Origin of the sequence: Hyphomicrobium album (assembly GCF_009708035.1) — a bacterium.
Classification (GTDB): domain Bacteria; phylum Pseudomonadota; class Alphaproteobacteria; order Rhizobiales; family Hyphomicrobiaceae; genus Hyphomicrobium_A; species Hyphomicrobium_A album.
Genome location: NZ_WMBQ01000001.1, coordinates 102155 through 120493 on the forward strand (window position 1 = coordinate 102155; position 18339 = coordinate 120493).

Below are 18339 nucleotides of genomic sequence, written 5' to 3' on the forward strand. Positions count from 1 at the left end.
GCCTCGCTACTTGGTGGCGTCCTTACTGGTCTTGAGCAGCGCGATCAGGCTGGAGGTGTCCCACCGGCCGCCGCCTAACCGTTGCACCTCCGCATAGTAGGTGTCGACCAGCGCCGTCACCGGCAGCTTGGCGCCGTTGCGCTGCGCCTCGTCGAGGCAGATGGCGAGATCCTTGCGCATCCAGTCGACGGCGAAGCCGAAATCGAACCTGCCCTCGTGCATGGTCCGCCAGCGGTTCTCCATCTGCCAGGACTGCGCGGCGCCCTTCGAGATCGTCTGCATGACGAGGTCGAGATCGAGGCCCGCCATCTCGGCGAAGGCTATGGCCTCCGACAGCCCTTGCAGCAGGCCGGCGATGGCGATTTGATTGACCATCTTGGTCAGCTGTCCGGCACCCGCCGGGCCGATGCGGGTGACGGCGCGGGCGTAGCGCGCCATCAGCGGCTTGGCACGTTCGAAGGGCTCCACGTCGCCGCCGACCATGACCGTCAAGGCGCCGTTCTCGGCACCGGTTTGTCCGCCGGACACGGGTGCGTCGAGGAAGGCAATGCCGCGGGCGCGGCCCGTCGCGTTGAGCTCGCGCGCCACCTCGGCCGAAGCGGTCGTGTGATCGATGAACACCGCGCCGGCGCGCATGCCGTGGAAAGCGCCGTTCTTTCCGGTCGTCACCTCACGCAAGTCGTCGTCGTTGCCGACACAGCAGAAGACGTATTCGGCGTCGAGCGCCGCCTTGTCGGGCGTCTCAGCGGTGCGGCCGCCGCCCAACTTTTCGACCCACGCCAGCGCCTTCGCGGGATTGCGATTGTAGACCGTGATGTCGTGGCTGCCCTTGGAGAAGAGATGGCCGGCCATCGGGAAGCCCATCACTCCGAGTCCGATCCACGCCACCTTCGCCATCGTATCCTCCCGCGTTGCGCATCGAGCGCTTAGCACCCGCAGGCAACGCGAGCACCCAGAAAAAAGGCCCCGGGTCCGTTGGGAGCCGAGGCCTAGGAGAGGAGACTTTTCTGGGGGAGTGCCGTATCGCAGCGACGCTCAGCTCGTCGTTGCGGAAGTGTAAAGGGCAGGGATGCCGGTGCCCGCTTTCAGCAGCGTCTCTTGGCTGCGGGCGGTGGTCAGGGAGGCGACCAGGAGAATGCCGGTCACGGCGAACAGGATCAGCGCGCCGGTGCGGGCCCACTTTGCTCCGTACTGCGATCTGAGGCTCTGCAGGTCCATTGCGAACTCTTTCAGCGCTGTGAGTATGCAATTGAATTGAGAGTTCTGTAACCTATAAGACCTCGTTAGTCTAACCGGTCGTCGCGCAATGGCTAATGCGTGTTTGTCAGATTTAACGAAGTATTTACCAGGCCGCCCGCGAGGCGAAAACAATTATCATCTAAGGCGACTTTCCGCGGATCTGGGTAAGCGTGCGCCGGGCGCTGATCGCCTCGGGATCGATACGCAACTCGATGAGTGCCGGACCCTTCGCGGCCAGTGCTCGCTGCAGCGCAGGCTCAAACGCTTCCGTGCTTTCCACCCGCGCCGCCGCCGCCCCGAAGCTGCGCGCAAAGGCGACGAAGTCGGGATTGACCAGTGTCGTGGCCACGACCCGCCCGGGATAGCGCTGCTCCTGGTGCATGCGGATGGTTCCGTACATAGCGTTGTTGGCAACGATGATCACGATCGGAAGGCCGTACTGGACGGCCGTCGCCAGCTCCTGCCCGGTCATCAGCAGGCAGCCGTCGCCGGCCAAAACGATGACCGGCCGCCCGGGATACATGAGCTTGGCGGCGATGGCGGCCGGCAGCCCGTAGCCCATCGAGCCCGAGGTCGGCGCGAGCTGCGTCGGCCAGCCCTTGTACTGGTAGTAGCGGTGCAGGAAGCCGGCATAGTTGCCGGCTCCATTGGTCACGATCGCATCGTCGGGCAACTGGCGCGACAGCGTGGAGATCACCTCCTCGAGGCGCACGCGGCCAGCGCTCGGGATGGGCTTCAACAGGCGCTCGTATGACGCGCGCAGATCGCGGCGCAGCCGGCTCCAGCGGGTCTTTGCCGGAGGCTTCAAGCGCGACAGCGCCTTGGCGAAGGCTTCCCCGCCGGTGACGATCGGCAAGTCGGCCCGGTATACGCGGCCGATCTCTGCCGCGGACGGGTGCGCGTGCACAAGAAATTGCGCCGGTTTGGGTGCGGAGACGAGCGTGTAGCCTGCAGTGGGGATGTCGCCCAGACCTTCGCCGACGACAACGAGTACATCCGCACCGCGGATCGCCGCGGCAAGCTTTGGATCCATGTCGATGCCAGCGTGTCCGACGTAGCAGGGGTGGCGATTGTCCAAGTGGTCCTGGCGCCGGAATGTTGCCGCCACCGGCAGATCGAAGGCCGCGGCGAACTTACCGATATCCCGGGCTGCCTCGGCGCTCCATCCGCCACCGCCGAGCAGCACCAATGGCCGTTCGGCTGCGGAGAGCTTGGCCTTGAGCTTCGTCATCTGCGCCGCGGACGGGGTCGGGGCAGGAACCTGCAGTGGAGCGGCGCCCTCGACACTGGCCGTTGCAGAGAGCACGTCTTCCGGCAGTCCCAACACCGCCGGCCCGCGCCGGCCCGAGCGTGCCGCCTGAAACGCTCGCGCCACCAGCTCGGGGATACGCTCGCTCTCGCGCGCGACGCCCACCCAGTTGGCGACCGAGCCGAACATCGCCTGCAGGTCGATTTCCTGGAACGCGCCGCGGCCTTCGTGGGCGCGTTCGACGAGGCCGACGAGCAGCACCATCGGCGTGGCGTCGTGATGGGCCACGTAGACACCACTCGCGGCGTTGGTCGCCCCCGGCGCGCGGGTGACGAAGGCAACGCCTGGCTCACCGGTGAGCTTGCCGGTCGCCTCCGCCATCATCGCCGCGCCGCCCTCGTGGCGGCAGACGACGGTACGGATGGCGCTCTCGTCGAACAGTGCGTCGAGCGCGGCAATGAAGCTCTCGCCGGGGACCGTGAAGATGGCACGGCAGCCCTCACCGACGAGCTGGTCGATCAGGATCTTGCCCCCAGTACGCATTATCGACGTATCACCGCGGCTAGGCCGTTGTTTCTGTTCATGGGCTGCTTTTGGCAGCCGCGGCCGCCGCGGAACAGCCCTATCAGGCGGTTCGGTTACGATTGTAACCCGTCGGGAGAGCCCTTTGCGAACGTTGAAGGTTTGCCTGTTGCGGCCGTCAGGAGGGCGCCGCAGCACCCCGCCGCCCCCTGGCTAAGCGGTTGTCACAAGAAAGGTCTTTACAGGGGGGGAGGGTGACCCTAAATGCAGCGCTCTTTCGCGAAATCCAGCGAATTTCGCGTCGGCGTCTTCTGCAATTCAACTCAAGCCCGCATTCGCCGCGGGCGGTGGAGGACCTATGGAATGGACCAACTCGCCTCTGCTTCGGCGCTGATCGACAAATGCCGCCCCGAGCGGCCCGTGCGCGGCCTCCGGCCGCATGCGGCGGGTCGTGCCGCCCGCTGGTTCCTCGACAAGTTTCCGGGCGACGTCGCCTACGCCTACAAGGCCAACAGCTCCGTATTCCTGATCGGCGCTCTCTACGGCGCCGGCATCCGCCACTTCGACGTTGCCTCGCTGCCCGAGATCGAGGACGCGGCGACGATTCCCGACGCACACCTGCACTTCATGCACCCGGTGAAGTCGCGACACGCCATCCGGCGCGCCTATGACCTCGGCGTGCGCTCGTTCTCGCTCGACGGTGAGGACGAGCTCGACAAGATCATGGAGGCGACGGGTGGCGCGCGCGACCTGCTCCTGTGGGTGCGCGTCGCGGTGACGGCGATCAACAGCCGCATTCCGCTGGAGCGCAAGTTCGGTGCGCACGGCGAGAAGGCGGCAAAGCTCTTGATCAAGACGCGTCAGGTTGCCGCCGAGCTCGGCCTGACTTTCCATGTCGGCTCGCAGACGACAACGCCCGACGCTTTCGTGACGGCGCTTGGCGAGGTGCACCGCATCATCGTCAAGTCCGGCGTCATGATCGACCGCCTCGACATCGGCGGCGGTTTCCCCGCGCGCTATCCCGACAGCGATCCCGCGCCGCTGCAGGACTTCATGGATGTCATCCTCGCCAACATCGAGACGATGCCGGTGAAGGAGAACATCAAGCTGATGTGCGAGCCCGGCCGTGCGCTCGTCGCCGAGGCCGAGAGCCTCATCGTGCGCGTCGATGCACGCCGCGGCAGCAACCTCTACATAAACGACGGCTCCTACGGGATGCTGTTCGACGCGGCGCACCTGGGCTTCATCTTTCCGACGCGCCTCATCTCGCGCAGCGTCGATGCGTCCGATCCGTTGGTGCCGTTCGAGCTGTGGGGACCGACGTGTGACTCGATCGATCACATGAAGGGTCCCTTCCTGCTGCCAGACTCGGTGCGCGAGGGCGACTACATCGAGATCGGCAACATGGGTGCCTACGCGCGCGCCATTGCCGGCCGCTTCAACGGCTATGGCGAGTACGACGAGGTGATCCTCCTCGATCCGCCGGTTCTCAGCATGTACGGGGCAGAAAACACCCAAGTGGCGGCCGCCCGGGGCTGACGGCCCGGGAAGTTATCCACAGGCTGTCCACACTCCGCCACATCCGGGGTCATACTTGCGGGACGGCAACCCGCAGGAGGGCCCCATGTCCGCTGCAACTTTGTTCTCGCTCACGGATCACGTCGTCCCCGCCGACGAGAAGGCGCGCCTTCACGCCGCGGCGGATCAGGCGCTGGCCGAGGCCGAGTATGAGTTCTACGCCATGCAGGCAGACTTGCAGGCGGCGCTCGCCGTGCCGCTACGCGATCGAGCCATCAAAGTTGAGCCGCTCGTCGATGTCGTAGAGCAGCCGGCAACGCCGCCCTCGCTGGCGAAGCGTCTCAGCGCCGCCTAGTTAAGCCGGGTGGCGGTTGTTCAGCGCCGCCTAACAGTCTCTTCGGCGCCAGGTGCGGTTAAACCACACCGCGCGATACCCATGCTCTCAGAATACGCCCGCCCTGCCAGTTCAACGCGCGGGCAGCCAACTAGGGAGTATGAGTCATGAGCCAGAACATCAGACTGACCATCTGTGCGTGCGCCGGCGCGGCCTTGTTGAGCCTTGGTGCCGTCACCGCCGCCAACGCCGAATACCTCGGGTACGGAAACGGCGATCCGGGCAACTGGGACTTCGCTACCGAACAATCCGGCGGCCCGTGCGGCAAAGGCAGCGCCCAGGCGATCGACCCGGCAACGGGACAGCCGACGTGCTGCGCGCAGTATAATCCCACCAGCGCCTGCCCGCTGGCGCGCCATGCCGCCGAGCGTGCTGTCCACGAAAAGCACAAGCTCTCACGCAACTAAATCTGCCGCAGCACCGCGCACGATTTGGCCGCCCGCCGCGATCGCAAGGTTGCGGTCGGACGGCCAGCGTTCGGCCCTGCTGCCTAGACCCGTTACTTCCACCAACACTGCGGAATCCCGAGCGGCGGCCGATCGGTCATGCAATCGGCGTCCAGAGGGTGAGGGAACTGGGGTTGTGCCCCGGCTTCGGCGAGTGGCCGGTCTTTGCGGTAGAACGTGAACTCCATCACCGGCGGGATAGTCAACGGTCCGCGTTTCACAGCGCGGGTGCAGTTGTTGGGATGGATGTGCACGACGTTGTGAGACTTGAGAAGCTTCTCGAACGCCGGCCGCATGAAACCGAATGCGAACCGCGAGAACAGCTCGTCGAGGGCATGGAACTCGATGACGAGGATGCGGAAGCGCTGCAGCAGCTCATTGCTGGTGCCGGCGAGGACGCGGTACTCCGCTCCTTCGATGTCCATCTGCAGCATGAGGTCGCCGTCGGGCAGCGGACGCGTGCCTGACTGGGCAAGCTCCTCGAGGCTCAGCGTCTCGTCGCTCGACCAGATGTCGACGAACTTGCGGACGAAGTGAAATCTCGGGTTGGCGACGGGCGGTCCTTCGACCGAGGCGTCGGCCATCAGGACGTCGATGCCGCGCCGGGCCAACTCCTCGTCGAAGCCGCATTCGGCTGCCACACCCGGCGACAGGCTGGCAACGATGCCGTCGAGATCATCGGGCAGAAGATAGCCGCCGTCGCCGGAACCACCGACGCGCATCAAGGGCGCGCGGGGCACTCGCGGTCGAAGGCGGCGAATGAGCGAGGCGACATCATCGAGAGGGGTCGCCTTCTCGATCCAGATGGCATCGCCGAAGGCCCGCTCGATGAACCGCTTTAAGCTCTTGTCCATTCGCCCCCAGGGATGTCGCGCCTCAGCAACGGCAACAAACACCTAGCGGACAACGGGGAATATAGGCAATCGCCTAGCGGGAGACGGGCTTAACCGCCGCGGCTCGAAAAAGCTCTGGCCGCCCGCCGCGGATGCGGTCGGACGGCCAGTGGTTCTCTGGAACGCTCGACTCAGCGGCCCCAGCGGTCGTCGTCGAAGTCGCCGAGACGATCGAAGCAACGTTGCAGGTTGTCCGCGCGGCTGCGCTGCTCCTCGGCGATCTTGCGGCGCGGCACATAGCGGCACCACTGGAAGTGCGCCTTGACGTCACCGCTCCATGCGGGCCCTCGCAGGCCGCAGCGGAAACGTTGGTTGGCATCCGCCTGCACGGCGGCGATGCGCGCGTAGACTTCGCACGAGGCGCGCTTGCCCTCGACGTCGCCGCGGCGATCGTCACGTCCGAACTTGAACGAGAAGCCGCCGCCGGGCTCGATCCGGATGGACTGCGCAACGGCGGCACCGCTAACGATAGCAAGAACGGCAGTGGCGACAATGGTCTTGGAGATTCGCATGAGGGGGTTCCCTATTGGCAATGCGTCGGCATTTGAGCAGGCGAATATGGCGGCTTGATCGCCGCACTGAGAACTCACGCGCCGGAGGGATGGGCGGCAAACTGTATGTAAGCCGCTGGTGTTAGTGCGTTTTCCGCGCGTCCTTGCGGCGATGGAGTAGTTGCGCCGCCGCAATTGCTGCAATTCGCCGACTACTTGGCGGCAGCGGTTGGCTACTTCTCTGCCGGGAACACCACTTTCCAGTCGTCCTTCATGTCGACGACCGTCCAGCCCCTGGCGTTCGCCTCATCGAGCGCCTTGTCGAGTTTGCCGAAGTGGGAGTTGCGATCGTAAGCCCATTCGCGTTCAGCGTCGGTGTGGTGCACACGACCCATGAAGCGCGCACCATCGCCCGCAGCAGTCCACTCGAGCATCTGCTGATCGCCATCCGAATTGCCGAAGGCGAAGATCGGCCGTCGTCCGATGAAGCGGTTGATACTGACCGGCTTGCCGGGACCGTCGTCGATGAACTCGACTTTGGGCTCCTTTACGAGGATCGGCTTGCCGTCGCTGTCCTTCTCGAATTTGATGACCCCCGACGAGCCGATGTCGAGAACCGCCTCACTGGGGACGGGGCTTCCTCAACGTGACGGTGCCGCTGTCCGCTGGCCACTAAGGAGTTTCAGGGGTGATAAATGGTGGGCGGTATAGGGATTGAACCTATGACCCCACGCGTGTGAAGCGTGTGCTCTACCGCTGAGCTAACCGCCCGCCGTACCGGAATATGATGTTGCCGGGGCGGACCTTATGCGAGGCCGCGGCGGCGGCTGTCAAGGCGCCCCGAACCCCGCTTCCCTCAAGGCATCAACGCGAACGAGTGGGCAATCTTAGCAAACTCGCCCGCGAGGCGCGTCTTATCCTCCGGCGCAGCGATGCCGATCAGGCGGAAATAGCCGCCGTCGGCGCCCAGCAGCATCGCTTGATAGAGGTGGATCAGCTTGCCGTCGTCCTCATCGATCGCATCCGCCTCGACCTCGACGCCATCAAGGCCGCCGATGTTGATGGAGCGCGTCGTGCCGGGCTTGAAGTCCTTGTACCCGGGCAGGCTCGCCAGCAGCGCCACGGCCTGCTTGTTCGGCTCGGCCACCTGGCGCTTGTCGAGCGACGGCGCCACCATGAAAGCGGACCGCGTCTCGCCGGCGCGCTCGGGCTCGAGCCTCCCGTCGAGCGTATAGACCTTGCTGGTGCCGACGAGGCGCCCGGCCTCCTTGAACGGACCCAAGTAGGAAAGCGAATAGATGTCGCGCACCGCCGGCTTCTCTGTGGTCTTCGCCGTGGCCAGCACGCGCTCGACCTCTTCCGGCTTCACCGCACCGTCATCGAGCGAGTGCTGGGGGACATTCACGGAGACGAGTACCGTCTGATCGCTCGTGCGGAATAGAACGAAGTATTTGGCATAGAGGCCAGCTTCCGATTTCTGTACGGCGCGCATGTAGACGTGCGGATCGGTTCGTGACAGCTGACCTTGCTGCACGTCCCTGATGCCGCGTTTGGAGAGTTCGTCCGCCGTGAAACCCCGCGCCATCTTGTCGTACTCGCCGACCGGCGCCTCGAGGATGACGTACGACACGCCCGAAGCTTCGTCCTGGAAGCCCGAGAACAGAGGCGACGGCGTGTAGCCGGGCGGCAGATCCAGCACCACCCGGCTGTTGGGGGCCTGCTGAGGGGTGGCCGAGACCACCGCCGGCGCGCTCATGCCCATGAGCACTGTCAATGCCATCGCAATTGCGGAGGTTCGGGCGCCTCTGGCGAGCCGCCACAAGGGGCCCACGTTCGTCGGCTTCGGCGCATTCGGCATGGGCAATTTCCGGTGGAGCAGGCGCGCGGGCGAAGGGACCCGCCTCTTACGGCCATATTGGGGCGTCAGGCGCGCACTAAAAGGGGTCTTAGCGGCCTCTTCACAGTAGCCGCTGCAAATGCAACGATCCGGCCCGCATGAGCCGATTCCGTGTGGCGCGCGGCGGACTTGCCAGGGACAACGACGCAACGGCCGCTGCAGGGCAATGCCCATAAGAACGCGCCGACGGGGGAACTATGAGTACGGCTGACGACCAGCACCGCAACTTCGTGTCTTCGTTCGGACTGGAGCGGCTCGGCCTCGTCGGCCTGCGCGCTCCGGCTCTCGTCAGCGTCCTCATTGCTATTGCGACGGTGCTGGGCCTCATGGGCCTGACCAAGCTGCAGGTCGACGATTCACTTTCCGAGCTCTTCCGTACCAACACGGACGAGTTCCGCCGCTACGAGGCGATCGACCGGAAGTTTCCCTCCAGCGAGTACGACGTGCTCGTCGTCGTCGAGGGGCACGACCTGTTGCAGCGCAAGCAGCTCGAAGCCTTCGCCGGGTTGACGACGGAGCTGCAACTCGTCGACGGCGTGTCGGGCCTCGTCTCCATGCTGTCGGCCCGCGCCAAACCCGATGCATCAGGCTACGCGGCGCCGTTGGTGCCGGACGAGCTGCCCGAGGACGGCGCAGCGTATGACGCGATGATCGCCAGCTTGAAGAGCAACGACATCGTCAAAGGAAAATTTCTCTCCGACGACGGCCAGCTGGCGATGATCATCATCGCGCTCGATCGCAAGGTCGTCGAGGAGCAGACCGCGCGCGTCGTCATCGGCAACATCAACGCCGTGATCGACGAGCAGCTGCAGGATACCGGCCTCACCGCGAAGATCACGGGCGCCCCCGTGATGCAGCTGGAGATCCGCAACGCGGTGGAGCGCGACCAGATCCTCTACAACGGTCTGGGCCTGCTGTTTGGCGCCGTCATCGCCGTGATCTTCTTCCGCCGCGTGTCGCTGATGCTGGTCGCGGCGCTGCCCCCGGTGCTGGCCGTCATCTGGTCGCTCGGCATCCTCGGCTGGATGGGCTTCAAGCTCAACCTGTTCCTCAACGTCATGACCCCGCTGATCATGGTCATGGGCTTCGCCGATAGTATGCAGATGGTCTCCGCCATCCGCATCCGTCTGCGCGAGGGCGACAACCGCTACGAGGCCGTGCGCTTCGCCATCAATATCGTCGGCCCCGCCTGCGTGCTGGCGCACGGCGTCGCGCTGCTCGCCTTCCTGGCGCTGTTGTTCTCCGAATCTGGCCTCATCCGCACCTTCGGGATGGCCGGCTCCATCGCGGTGTGCGTGTCGTTCATCGCCGTCATCCTGGTGCTGCCGATCCTCGCCGTGATGTTCATTCGCAACGAGGAGAACTTGGCGAAGGACCGCACGCCGGCGGACAAGCTGATGGACGGCCTCGGCGTCATCGTCGGCGAGATCGTCGACCGGGTGACGCACCGGCCGTACCTCTACACCGTCCTCGGCGTGGTTTTGTTCTTCCTATTCGGCGCCGCATTCGTCGACTTGCCGACGCGCTACCGGCTCGCCGATCAAGTGCCCGATCGCGAGCAGGCGCTCGATGCGACGAGCCGCATCGATCAGAAGCTCACCGGTGCCAATCCGGTGCACGTGATGATCGAGTGGAAGGACGGCACGCCGCTTTACTCGGAAAAGACGCTGGGCGTCATCGGTCAGGTGCACAACGCGCTGGAGAAGGAGGCGGGGCTCGGCAACGTGTGGTCGCTCGAAAGCCTGCGGCGCTGGCTGCACGAGGCCGGCGACGACAAGATCGAGACGGTGCAGAAGTTCGTGGGCTTCCTTCCCGAGCACCTGGTGCGCCGCTTCATCGCCGACGGTCAGAGCTCGGTGCTGGTGACCGGACGCCTGCCGGATGTCGATTCGAGCCACATCCTGCCCGTCGTCGAGAAGATCGACCGCTCGCTCGACCCGGTGCGTGCCGCCAATCCGGGCTTCGAGATCTCGGTCACCGGCCTGCCGGCCATCGCCGCTCGCAATAGCGCCCGCATGATCGACCAGCTGAAGGAGAGCATCCCGATTTGCGTCGCCTTCGCCGGCGTGCTGCTCGGCCTCGCCTTCCGCTCGCCGTTCGTCGCCGTTGTCAGTCTCCTGCCGGGCCTGTTCCCGGTGCTCGCTTCCGGAGCCTTGCTATGGGGATTGGACGAAGGGCTCGAGTTTGCCTCGGTCGTGGCGCTGCTCGTCGTCTTCGGCCTGGGCATCGACGCACTCATCCACTTCCTCAACCGATTGCGGCTTGAGGAGAGGAAGGGCGACGCGCCCGAGCACGCCATCCGGCGGGCGCGCGTGCTCGTCGGGCCGGCCATCATCCTGACGACGATCGTGCTGGCCTTCGGCCTCGGCGTGACGGTGTTCTCCGACCTGCCGTCGCTGCGGACCTTCGGTCTCGTCTGTGGCTTCACGCTGCTGGCGTCGCTGCTCGCCGACCTCGTGTTCCTACCGGCGACGATCATGGTGGGCCGCCGCCTGTGGCCGCACAAGCCGGCCGAAGAACCAGTCCGCGATGTCAGCGGCTAATTGGGCATCAGCCGGTCGATCGCGGGCTCCAGCTCGCTGAAGTGGTCGATGACCGCGTCGGGCGAATACTCGCGCACCGGCGTCTCCGTATAGCCGAAGCTGACGCCGATCACCGGGATGCCCGCGGCCTTCGCCGTGGCGACGTCGACGCCGCTGTCGCCGATCATGATGGCCCGCGCCTTGTCGCCGCCCGCCATCGAGATTGTGCCGAGCAGCGCCTCGGGGTGTGGCTTCGCATTGCGCAGCGTGTCGCGACCGGCAAGGGCGACGAAAAACCGGCTGAGATCCAGCTCATCGAGCAAGAGCCGCGACATGTGCTCCATCTTGTTGGTGCACACGGCGAGCTTCACGCCCTGCCTCTTCAGCTTTTCCAGTAGCGGCACCAGCCCATCGAAAGGCCGGCTGCCGACGGCGATATTGGCGCCGTAGTAGTCGAGATAGCGCGCCAGCAGCGCTTCGTGCTGTGCCGGCGTCATGGCTTCGACGGCCGGCCCCACCGCCCGTTCGATCATGTGCCGGGCGCCGTGCCCAACGAACGGCCGCAGCGTCTGCTCGTCCACGCGCGGCAGCCCGAGGTGATCGAGCACGTGGTTGGTCGAGGCCACGAGGTCGGGCGCCGTGTCGACCAGCGTGCCGTCGAGATCGAAGACGAGGGTAAGGTCGCGCATCGGTCCCCACTAGCGCACGAAAAGGGCCGCGGCAGGAGCGGACGCAGCGCCGCGGCGGGGGTTATGTACCTTGAAACCGGGGGGTGTGCATCTTAGAGAAGGGCTCTCAGCCCCGACCCGCGTAAACCCGGTGCCACCATGGACAAAACGCTGATTTCGCTACTTAAGACACAAGCCTTCATCGATGGGGCCTGGGTCGGCGAGCCGCGCATGGTGGTTACCGACAAGGCGACGGGCGAGGAAATCGCCCGCGTGCCCGAGATGGGCGCTGCGGAGACGAACGCCGCCATCGCCGCCGCCCACCGCGCGTTTCCGGCCTGGTCGAAGCTGCTCGCCAAGGAGCGCGCCAAGATCCTGCGGCGCTGGTACGAGCTGATCGTCGAGCACGCCGACGAGCTGGCGCTGTTGCTTACCAAGGAGCAGGGCAAGCCGCTGCCGGAGGCCAAGGGCGAGATCCTGTACGGTGCCGCATTCGTCGAGTTGTTCGCCGAGGAAGCCAAGCGGGTCTATGGCGAGACGATCCCGACGCATAAGCAAGACGCCCGCGTCGTCATCATGAAGCAGCCGATCGGCGTGGTCGGCGCCATCACGCCGTGGAACTTCCCCTCGGCCATGATCACCCGCAAGGTGTCGCCGGCGCTCGCCGTAGGCTGTACGGTTGTGGTGAAGCCGGCCGAGGACACGCCGTTGTCCGCGCTCGCGCTCGCCGAGCTGGCACAGCGCGCCGGCGTGCCGAAGGGCGTCCTCAATATTGTCACCGCCAAGGACCCGGTGCCGGTCGGTCGCGCGCTGACCGAGAGCCCGCTCGTGCGCATGATCACCTTCACCGGCTCCACCGAGGTCGGGAAGATCCTCATGGAACAGGCGGCGCGCACGGTGAAGCGCGTCGGCATGGAACTCGGCGGCAACGCGCCGTTCATCGTCTTCGACGACGCCGATCTCGACCGCGCCGTCGCAGGGGCGATCGCGTCCAAGTTCCGCAACGCCGGCCAGACGTGCGTGTGCGCCAACCGCATTCTCGTCCAGGACGGCGTGTACGACGCGTTTGCCGAGAAGCTCACCGCGGAGGTGAAGAAGCTGAAAGTCGGCGCCGGCGTCGAGACGGGCGTCACCGTTGGCCCGCTGATCAATACGGCAGCGCTGAAGAAGGTCGAGGAGCACGTCGCCGACGCCGTGGCGCACGGCGCCAAGGTGGTGACCGGTGGGAAGCCGTCGCCGCTCGGCGGCACCTACTACGAGCCGACCGTGCTCACCGAGGTCACGTCGAAGATGAAGGTGTCGCGCGAGGAGACATTCGGACCCGTCGCGCCGCTCTTCCGCTTCAAGACCGAGGAAGAGGCCGTGCGCATGGCGAACGACACGCCGTTTGGGCTCGCCGCCTACTTCTTCACCCGTGACCTCGGGCGTTGCTGGCGCGTTGCGGAGGCGCTGGAATACGGCATCGTCGGTGTCAACGAGGGCATCACCTCCACCGAGATCGCCCCCTTCGGTGGCGTCAAGGAAAGCGGCATCGGGCGCGAAGGCTCGCACCACGGCATCGAGGAGTTCCTCGAAACCAAGTACGCCCTGATGGGCGGCCTGTAGGCACCGCTGCAAAGCTCTTGCGTTGCGCTTGCGGGGCGCGTACGGCAGCGCATCGCAAACCCAGAGCCGCGGGGACAGCATGAGCCAGGACGCCTTGAAAGTCGCAGCGGCCGAGCGTGCGCTCACCTACGTGGAGCCCGGCATGCGCGTCGGCCTCGGGACCGGCTCGACCGCCGCCAAGTTCGTCGACGCGCTGGGCAAGAAGGTCGCCACCGGTCTCGACGTGCTGTGCGTCGCCACCTCCGAGGCGACCCAGAGTCAGGCTGAGAAACTCGGCATCCGCATGTCGACCCTCGACGAGACGCCGTTCCTCGATCTAACGGTCGACGGTGCCGACGAGCTCGACGGCGAGCTGCGTCTGATCAAGGGCGGTGGCGGCGCGCTGCTGCGCGAGAAGATCGTCGCGACCGCCTCGGGCCGCATGATTGTCATCGCCGACGCCTCGAAGAAGGTGGACCTTCTCGGCGCCTTCCCGCTGCCGCTCGAGGTCGTCCCCTTTGGGCTGACGGCGACGCGCAATATGATCACCGCGCTCGCCGCCGACGTCGGCTGCGAGGGGGACATCAAGGTGCGCATGCTGGGTGGCGGGAAGCCGTTCCTGACCGACAGCGGCAACCTCATCCTCGATTGCCACTTCGGCCGCATCGAGGAGCCCGAGGACCTCGACGAGGCCCTGAAGCTAATCCCGGGCGTCGTCGAGAACGGCCTGTTCATCGGTATCGCCGACCTTGCCGTTCTCGCCGGGGCCGATGGCGTCACCCTGCTCGGGGCCGAGAACGGCGCCGAGCCGACTAGCGAATGAGGGGATCGATGCGCGCATTTCAGACCGCACGCGTTCTGGCGTCACTTCTGCTCTTGGCGCTCTTCGCCCCGGTGGCATTTGCCCAAAGCGCCACTCCCGACCCACAGCGCGTCGCGGCCGCCAAGGAGCTGATGGAGGTGACGGGCGTCAGCAAGCAGCTCGAGGAAATGATCGCGGTGATGGGTCAGGGCTTCCGCACCGGTGCCGCCGACGCTGCCGGCCAGGCCAAGGCCGAGGAGGCGGGCAAGGAGTTCGACGCGCACATGAAGCGGCTGATGTCCTACCGCCAATCGATGCTCGACGACTTCGCCGCGCTCTATGCCGAGAAGTTCACGCTCGAAGAGCTGCGCCAGGTGACCGACTTCTACAAATCGCCGGCGGGCGCCAAGTTCGTGCAGGCGGTTCCGGAGCTCATCCAGGCGGGCGCGCAGATCGGCATCAAGTACAGCCGCAAGGCGATGGAAAACCCGAAGCCGTAACGCTGCCCAGAGCGCGCCCGCGATGACCAAGTTCGACTACGATCTGTTTGTCATCGGCGCCGGCTCCGGCGGCGTGCGCGCGGCGCGGATTTCCGCCGGCTATGGCGCGAAGGTCGCCGTGGCCGAGGAGTACCGGGTCGGCGGCACGTGCGTGATCCGCGGCTGCGTCCCGAAAAAGTTGCTCGTCTACGCCAGCCGCTTCGCGGACGATTTCGAGGACGCGCGCGGTTTCGGCTGGACGGTTGGCGAGCCCAAGTTCGACTGGCCGGCGCTGGTCGCGGCGAAGGACAAGGAGCTGGCGCGCCTCGAGGCGGCCTACCGCACGGCCCTTGGCAACGCCGGGGTCGAGATCATCGCGGAGCGCGCGACCGTCGTCGGACCCAACGCGGTGCAGCTCAAATCCGGGCGCACGATCACGGCGCGAAAAATCCTCATCGCCACCGGCGGCACGCCGTGGCTTGCCGAGTCGCGGCCGGGCCTCGAGCACGTCATCACCTCGAACGAGGCGTTCGATCTTCCGCGCCTGCCCGCCAGCATCGTCGTCGCCGGCGGCGGCTATATCGCAGCGGAGTTCGCCGGCATCTTTTCGCGCTTCGGCGTCGAGACGACGCTGATCTATCGCGGCGACAAGATCCTGCGCGGTTTCGACGAGGACGTGCGCGACCGCCTCACCGAGGCCTACACCAAGCAGGGCATCCGCATCGTCACCGGTCAGATATTCACCCACTTCGAGAAGACTGCGGCAGGCTTGGTCGGGCACCTCTCGGGCGGCGGTAAGCTCGAGGCGGAGCAGATCATGTTCGCCATCGGGCGGACGCCGAACACGCGGGGGCTCGGCCTCGAGAAGGCCGGCGTCGAGGTCGGGTGGAACGGCCACGTCGTCGTCAACGAGTATTCAAAGTCCTCGGTCGACAGCATCTTCGCGGTCGGCGACGTCACCGATCGCGTGCAGCTCACACCTGTCGCCATCCGCGAGGGGCACGCCTTCGCCGACACCGAGTTCGGCGGCAAGCCGCGCATGATCGAGCATACGATGATCCCGACGGCGGTCTTCTCGACGCCCGAGATCGCCACCATCGGCCTGCCGGAGCATCTGGCGCGCGAACGCTGCACCAAGCTCGACATCTACAAGGCGTCATTCCGGCCGATAAAGGCGACGCTGTCGGGCCGTGACGAGCGTATGTTCATGAAGCTTCTGGTCGATGGCGAGAGCGGCAAGGTGATCGGCTGCCACGTGATGGGTGAGGACGCCGCCGAGATCGTGCAGATGGCGGCGATCGCCATTCGCCTCGGCGCCACCAAGGCCGACTTCGACAACACGATGGCGCTGCATCCGACCTCGGCCGAAGAGCTCGTGACCATGCGCGAGAAGTGGATCGCGCCGACCGAAGCCGCCTGTTGAACTATTCCTAGTGTGGAGACCCGAATGCCCCGGCTGCAGGACAAGATTGCGCTCATCACCGGCTCGGCGGCGGGCATCGGGCTGGCGACGGCGCAGGTGTTCGCCGCCGAGGGCGCGCACGTCTACATTTCCGACGTGGACGGCGAGGGGGCGGACAGGGCGGCTAAGGACCTGCTCGCCAAAGGTCTGAAAGCGTCGGCGATGGCGGTCGACGTGTCGCGCGGCCAGGACGTCAGTGCGCTGATGCGCGCGATCGAGCAGCAGCACAAGCGCCTCGACGTCGTCGTCAACAACGCCGGCATCAACGTGCGCACCGAATTCCGCAACATGACCGACGCCGACTGGGTGCGTCTGCGCGAAGTAAACCTTGACGGCATCGTCCGCATTGCCCGCGACGCGTTCCCGCTGCTGAAGGCCTCAGGCCGCGGCTCGCTGGTCAATCTCGCCTCGATCATGGGCCACCGAGGCATGCGCACGCTCGCCGCCTATGGCGCCACCAAGGGGGCCATATCCGCCCTGACCCGCGGCCTCGCCGTCGAGTACGCGCCGTTCGGCATTCGCGTGAATGCACTGGCGCCCGGCTTCATCGAGACGGCGCTGACCGAGCGCGTCCTGAAGATCGAAGCGTTCTCCAATGCGCTTCTGGAGCAGACGCCGCTACGCCGCTTCGGCACCTCGGAGGACGTGGCGCGCGCCGCGCTGTTCTTTGCCTCCGACGAATCCGCGTTCATCACCGGCGCCGAACTCGCCGTCGACGGCGGCATGCAAGCGACGTTGTAACGAACGCAGCGTCCCTCTCTGTCGTCATTCCCGCGCAGGCGGGAACCCAGGACACGTAGAGACGAAACCAACTTTGCATGTTGTACGTCGCGTCAGCCTTCGCTGTTCGGCCGTTGCGGATCAAGCCGCGGCGCACCCGCGGAAGCATGACTGGGCTCCCGCCTCCGCGGGAATGACGGGGAGGTTCGCGGGGCGCGCCGTGGCAATCTTAGCGGCCATCCGATCCGCGCAGTTGAGAGATTGCTTCCAACGCCTAAACGGGCGATCGACGGTCAGGTGCCGGCGACGGTCTCGGTAATCAGCTGGTCGACGACGCCGATCAGCGCCGCCTCGTTGTCCGCACCGTCGGCGATCAGCTTCTTGTAGCGCGCGACCTGGCGGTCGGCGCTGGTGCCGCCGGTGGCGATGTTGAGCGCATGCCGCACCTCCCGCTCGCAGCCGAGCACCGCCGCATCCTCGGCGATAAGGTCGATCAGCTCGTCGATCAGCGAAGCGAAGGGCACGAGCTTACCCTTGCCGAAGTCGAAGAGGCTTTCGCTGACGCCATAGCGCTGCGCTCGCCAGCGGTTCTCCTCGATGAGGAATGAAGGGTAGGACCGCCATTTCTGGTTCGCCGTGCGCAGCCGCCACAACATGCGCAGCACGCAGGCGAACACGGCGGCGACCGATACGGCGTCGTCTATGCGCGTGCAGACGTCGGTGACACGCATCTCCAGCGTCGGAAACTTGGCGGAGGGGCGCAGGTCCCACCAGATCTTGGTGGCGTCCTCGATCACCTTGTTGCGCACCAGAACGTCGACGGTGCGCTCGTATTCGCCATAGCTCTCGAAACGCTGGGGCAGCCCGGTGCGCGGCAGCTCGTGGAACACGGCGAGCCGGTAGCTCTTCAGCCCGGTGTCCTCGCCCTGCCAGAACGGCGAGGAGGTCGACAGCATGAGAAGGTGGGGCAGGAAGTAGCGGACCTGGTTCATCAGGTCGATGCGCAGCTCGTCGTCGTCGATGGCAACGTGCACGTGCATGCCGCAGATGGCGAGACGCCGCCCGATGCCGGCGAAGTCCTGGGCGAGCGCCTGGTAGCGCGCCTTGGGCGTCGTCTCGAGTGTCGAGCGGTCGGCGAAGGGATGGGTCGAGGCGGCGATGGGCGCGATCGCGTAGTTGCCGGTTATTTCGGCAATGGTCCGCCGTAGCCCGGCCAGCTCCTTGCGGGCGGCCCTGAAGTCCTTGTGGACGCTGGTCCCGATCTCGATCTGGGAGCGAAAAAACTCGGGCGCGACCTGCTTGCCGAGTGCTTCCTCGCACTCCTTCATGAGGTCGGCCGGCGCGGCGGCAAACCCCCGGCTCACGAGGTCGACGAGGTGGTACTCTTCCTCGATGCCGAACGTGAAGGACGGTTCCCTGTTGCCCATCGGGCCTGCTCTCTGGCTTATGCAAC

17 protein-coding genes, 1 tRNA gene and 1 pseudogene are annotated in these 18339 nt (G+C 65.9%); 9 read left to right on the forward strand and 10 right to left on the reverse strand.

Features of this window, described 5'->3' with window-relative positions; genetic code table 11:
• Positions 1-6: 6 nt before the first annotated feature.
• The 3 genes from GIW81_RS00310 to GIW81_RS00320 all read right to left on the reverse strand — a co-directional run bounded on the left by GIW81_RS00310 (position 7) and on the right by GIW81_RS00320 (position 3031).
• Positions 7-897: an NAD(P)-dependent oxidoreductase gene (locus GIW81_RS00310; RefSeq protein WP_154737367.1), complete on the reverse strand. Its 891-nt coding sequence runs from the start codon at positions 895-897 to the stop codon at positions 7-9.
• A 138-nt stretch (positions 898-1035) separates the two neighbouring features.
• The gene (locus GIW81_RS00315) at positions 1036-1218 is read right to left on the reverse strand and encodes a hypothetical protein (protein WP_154737368.1); all 183 of its coding nucleotides are present in this window, start codon (positions 1216-1218) and stop codon (positions 1036-1038) included.
• A gap of 160 nt (positions 1219-1378) precedes the next feature.
• Positions 1379-3031, reverse strand: a complete 1653-nt coding sequence (locus GIW81_RS00320) for a thiamine pyrophosphate-binding protein (RefSeq protein WP_154737369.1) — start codon at positions 3029-3031, stop codon at positions 1379-1381.
• 342 nt (positions 3032-3373) lie between these two features.
• Between GIW81_RS00320 and GIW81_RS00325 the strand changes: the two genes are divergently transcribed.
• The 3 genes from GIW81_RS00325 to GIW81_RS00335 all read left to right on the forward strand — a co-directional run bounded on the left by GIW81_RS00325 (position 3374) and on the right by GIW81_RS00335 (position 5329).
• On the forward strand, positions 3374-4549 hold the full coding sequence (locus tag GIW81_RS00325) for a type III PLP-dependent enzyme domain-containing protein (protein WP_154737370.1): 1176 nt from the start codon (positions 3374-3376) through the stop codon (positions 4547-4549).
• 85 nt (positions 4550-4634) lie between these two features.
• The gene (locus GIW81_RS00330) at positions 4635-4883 is read left to right on the forward strand and encodes a hypothetical protein (protein ID WP_154737371.1); all 249 of its coding nucleotides are present in this window, start codon (positions 4635-4637) and stop codon (positions 4881-4883) included.
• Between the two features lie 146 nt (positions 4884-5029).
• Positions 5030-5329: a hypothetical protein gene (locus GIW81_RS00335; RefSeq protein ID WP_154737372.1), complete on the forward strand. Its 300-nt coding sequence runs from the start codon at positions 5030-5032 to the stop codon at positions 5327-5329.
• Positions 5330-5421: 92 nt separating this feature from the next.
• On the opposite strand, the gene GIW81_RS00340 is transcribed toward GIW81_RS00335, so the two are convergent.
• The 5 genes and pseudogenes from GIW81_RS00340 to GIW81_RS00360 form a co-directional block, all read right to left on the reverse strand.
• Positions 5422-6222 carry an FkbM family methyltransferase gene (locus tag GIW81_RS00340; protein WP_154737373.1) on the reverse strand — a complete coding sequence of 267 codons (801 nt, stop codon included), beginning with the start codon at positions 6220-6222 and terminating at the stop codon, positions 5422-5424.
• A gap of 170 nt (positions 6223-6392) precedes the next feature.
• Positions 6393-6773 (reverse strand): hypothetical protein, encoded by a 381-nt coding sequence (locus tag GIW81_RS00345; RefSeq protein WP_154737374.1) that lies wholly within the window; start codon positions 6771-6773, stop codon positions 6393-6395.
• Between the two features lie 212 nt (positions 6774-6985).
• Positions 6986-7384 (reverse strand): annotated as a pseudogene (locus tag GIW81_RS19425) (haloacid dehalogenase-like hydrolase); the annotation flags it as partial.
• Between the two features lie 64 nt (positions 7385-7448).
• Positions 7449-7523 (reverse strand) — tRNA-Val (locus GIW81_RS00355).
• Between the two features lie 85 nt (positions 7524-7608).
• Complete coding sequence (locus GIW81_RS00360) at positions 7609-8532, reverse strand: hypothetical protein (protein ID WP_154737375.1); 924 nt, start codon at positions 8530-8532, stop codon at positions 7609-7611.
• A 314-nt stretch (positions 8533-8846) separates the two neighbouring features.
• On the opposite strand from GIW81_RS00360, the gene GIW81_RS00365 reads away from it, so the two are divergent.
• The gene (locus GIW81_RS00365) at positions 8847-11192 is read left to right on the forward strand and encodes an efflux RND transporter permease subunit (protein ID WP_154737376.1); all 2346 of its coding nucleotides are present in this window, start codon (positions 8847-8849) and stop codon (positions 11190-11192) included.
• Here GIW81_RS00365 and gph read toward each other — a convergent pair.
• Entirely contained in the window at positions 11189-11860 is a 672-nt protein-coding gene (gene gph, locus GIW81_RS00370) for a phosphoglycolate phosphatase (RefSeq protein ID WP_154737377.1), read from the reverse strand. The genes GIW81_RS00365 and gph overlap by 4 nt on opposite strands.
• 138 nt (positions 11861-11998) lie before the next feature.
• Here gph and GIW81_RS00375 point away from each other — a divergent pair, with 138 nt between their 5' ends.
• From GIW81_RS00375 to GIW81_RS00395, 5 genes are all read left to right on the forward strand, one after another.
• Complete coding sequence (locus tag GIW81_RS00375; RefSeq protein WP_154737378.1) at positions 11999-13444, forward strand: NAD-dependent succinate-semialdehyde dehydrogenase; 1446 nt, start codon at positions 11999-12001, stop codon at positions 13442-13444.
• A 79-nt stretch (positions 13445-13523) separates the two neighbouring features.
• A complete protein-coding gene (gene rpiA / locus GIW81_RS00380) occupies positions 13524-14246 on the forward strand; it encodes a ribose-5-phosphate isomerase RpiA (protein ID WP_154737379.1) in 723 nt (240 codons plus the stop codon).
• Between the two features lie 8 nt (positions 14247-14254).
• Positions 14255-14725, forward strand: a complete 471-nt coding sequence (locus GIW81_RS00385; protein ID WP_195930279.1) for a DUF2059 domain-containing protein — start codon at positions 14255-14257, stop codon at positions 14723-14725.
• Positions 14726-14747: 22 nt separating this feature from the next.
• On the forward strand, positions 14748-16127 hold the full coding sequence (gene gor / locus GIW81_RS00390; protein WP_154737381.1) for a glutathione-disulfide reductase: 1380 nt from the start codon (positions 14748-14750) through the stop codon (positions 16125-16127).
• Between the two features lie 24 nt (positions 16128-16151).
• Entirely contained in the window at positions 16152-16907 is a 756-nt protein-coding gene (locus GIW81_RS00395) for an SDR family NAD(P)-dependent oxidoreductase (protein WP_154737382.1), read from the forward strand.
• 272 nt (positions 16908-17179) lie between these two features.
• Here GIW81_RS00395 and GIW81_RS00400 read toward each other — a convergent pair whose 3' ends face one another.
• Positions 17180-18313 (reverse strand): carboxylate-amine ligase, encoded by a 1134-nt coding sequence (locus GIW81_RS00400; protein ID WP_154737383.1) that lies wholly within the window; start codon positions 18311-18313, stop codon positions 17180-17182.
• Between the last annotated feature and the right edge of the window lie 26 nt (positions 18314-18339).

Excerpts from the sequence above, each read along its gene's own strand:
- GIW81_RS00310 (WP_154737367.1), bottom strand. The coding sequence starts at position 897 with ATGGCGAAGGTGGCGTGGATCGGACTCGGAGTGATGGGCTTCCCGATG.
- GIW81_RS00315 (WP_154737368.1), bottom strand. The coding sequence starts at position 1,218 with ATGGACCTGCAGAGCCTCAGATCGCAGTACGGAGCAAAGTGGGCCCGC.
- GIW81_RS00320 (WP_154737369.1), bottom strand. The coding sequence starts at position 3,031 with ATGCGTACTGGGGGCAAGATCCTGATCGACCAGCTCGTCGGTGAGGGC.
- GIW81_RS00325 (WP_154737370.1), top strand. The coding sequence starts at position 3,374 with ATGGACCAACTCGCCTCTGCTTCGGCGCTGATCGACAAATGCCGCCCC.
- GIW81_RS00330 (WP_154737371.1), top strand. The coding sequence starts at position 4,635 with ATGTCCGCTGCAACTTTGTTCTCGCTCACGGATCACGTCGTCCCCGCC.
- GIW81_RS00335 (WP_154737372.1), top strand. The coding sequence starts at position 5,030 with ATGAGCCAGAACATCAGACTGACCATCTGTGCGTGCGCCGGCGCGGCC.
- GIW81_RS00340 (WP_154737373.1), bottom strand. The coding sequence starts at position 6,222 with ATGGACAAGAGCTTAAAGCGGTTCATCGAGCGGGCCTTCGGCGATGCC.
- GIW81_RS00345 (WP_154737374.1), bottom strand. The coding sequence starts at position 6,773 with ATGCGAATCTCCAAGACCATTGTCGCCACTGCCGTTCTTGCTATCGTT.
- GIW81_RS00360 (WP_154737375.1), bottom strand. The coding sequence starts at position 8,532 with ATGGCATTGACAGTGCTCATGGGCATGAGCGCGCCGGCGGTGGTCTCG.
- GIW81_RS00365 (WP_154737376.1), top strand. The coding sequence starts at position 8,847 with ATGAGTACGGCTGACGACCAGCACCGCAACTTCGTGTCTTCGTTCGGA.
- gph (WP_154737377.1), bottom strand. The coding sequence starts at position 11,860 with ATGCGCGACCTTACCCTCGTCTTCGATCTCGACGGCACGCTGGTCGAC.
- GIW81_RS00375 (WP_154737378.1), top strand. The coding sequence starts at position 11,999 with ATGGACAAAACGCTGATTTCGCTACTTAAGACACAAGCCTTCATCGAT.
- rpiA (WP_154737379.1), top strand. The coding sequence starts at position 13,524 with ATGAGCCAGGACGCCTTGAAAGTCGCAGCGGCCGAGCGTGCGCTCACC.
- GIW81_RS00385 (WP_195930279.1), top strand. The coding sequence starts at position 14,255 with ATGCGCGCATTTCAGACCGCACGCGTTCTGGCGTCACTTCTGCTCTTG.
- gor (WP_154737381.1), top strand. The coding sequence starts at position 14,748 with ATGACCAAGTTCGACTACGATCTGTTTGTCATCGGCGCCGGCTCCGGC.
- GIW81_RS00395 (WP_154737382.1), top strand. The coding sequence starts at position 16,152 with ATGCCCCGGCTGCAGGACAAGATTGCGCTCATCACCGGCTCGGCGGCG.
- GIW81_RS00400 (WP_154737383.1), bottom strand. The coding sequence starts at position 18,313 with ATGGGCAACAGGGAACCGTCCTTCACGTTCGGCATCGAGGAAGAGTAC.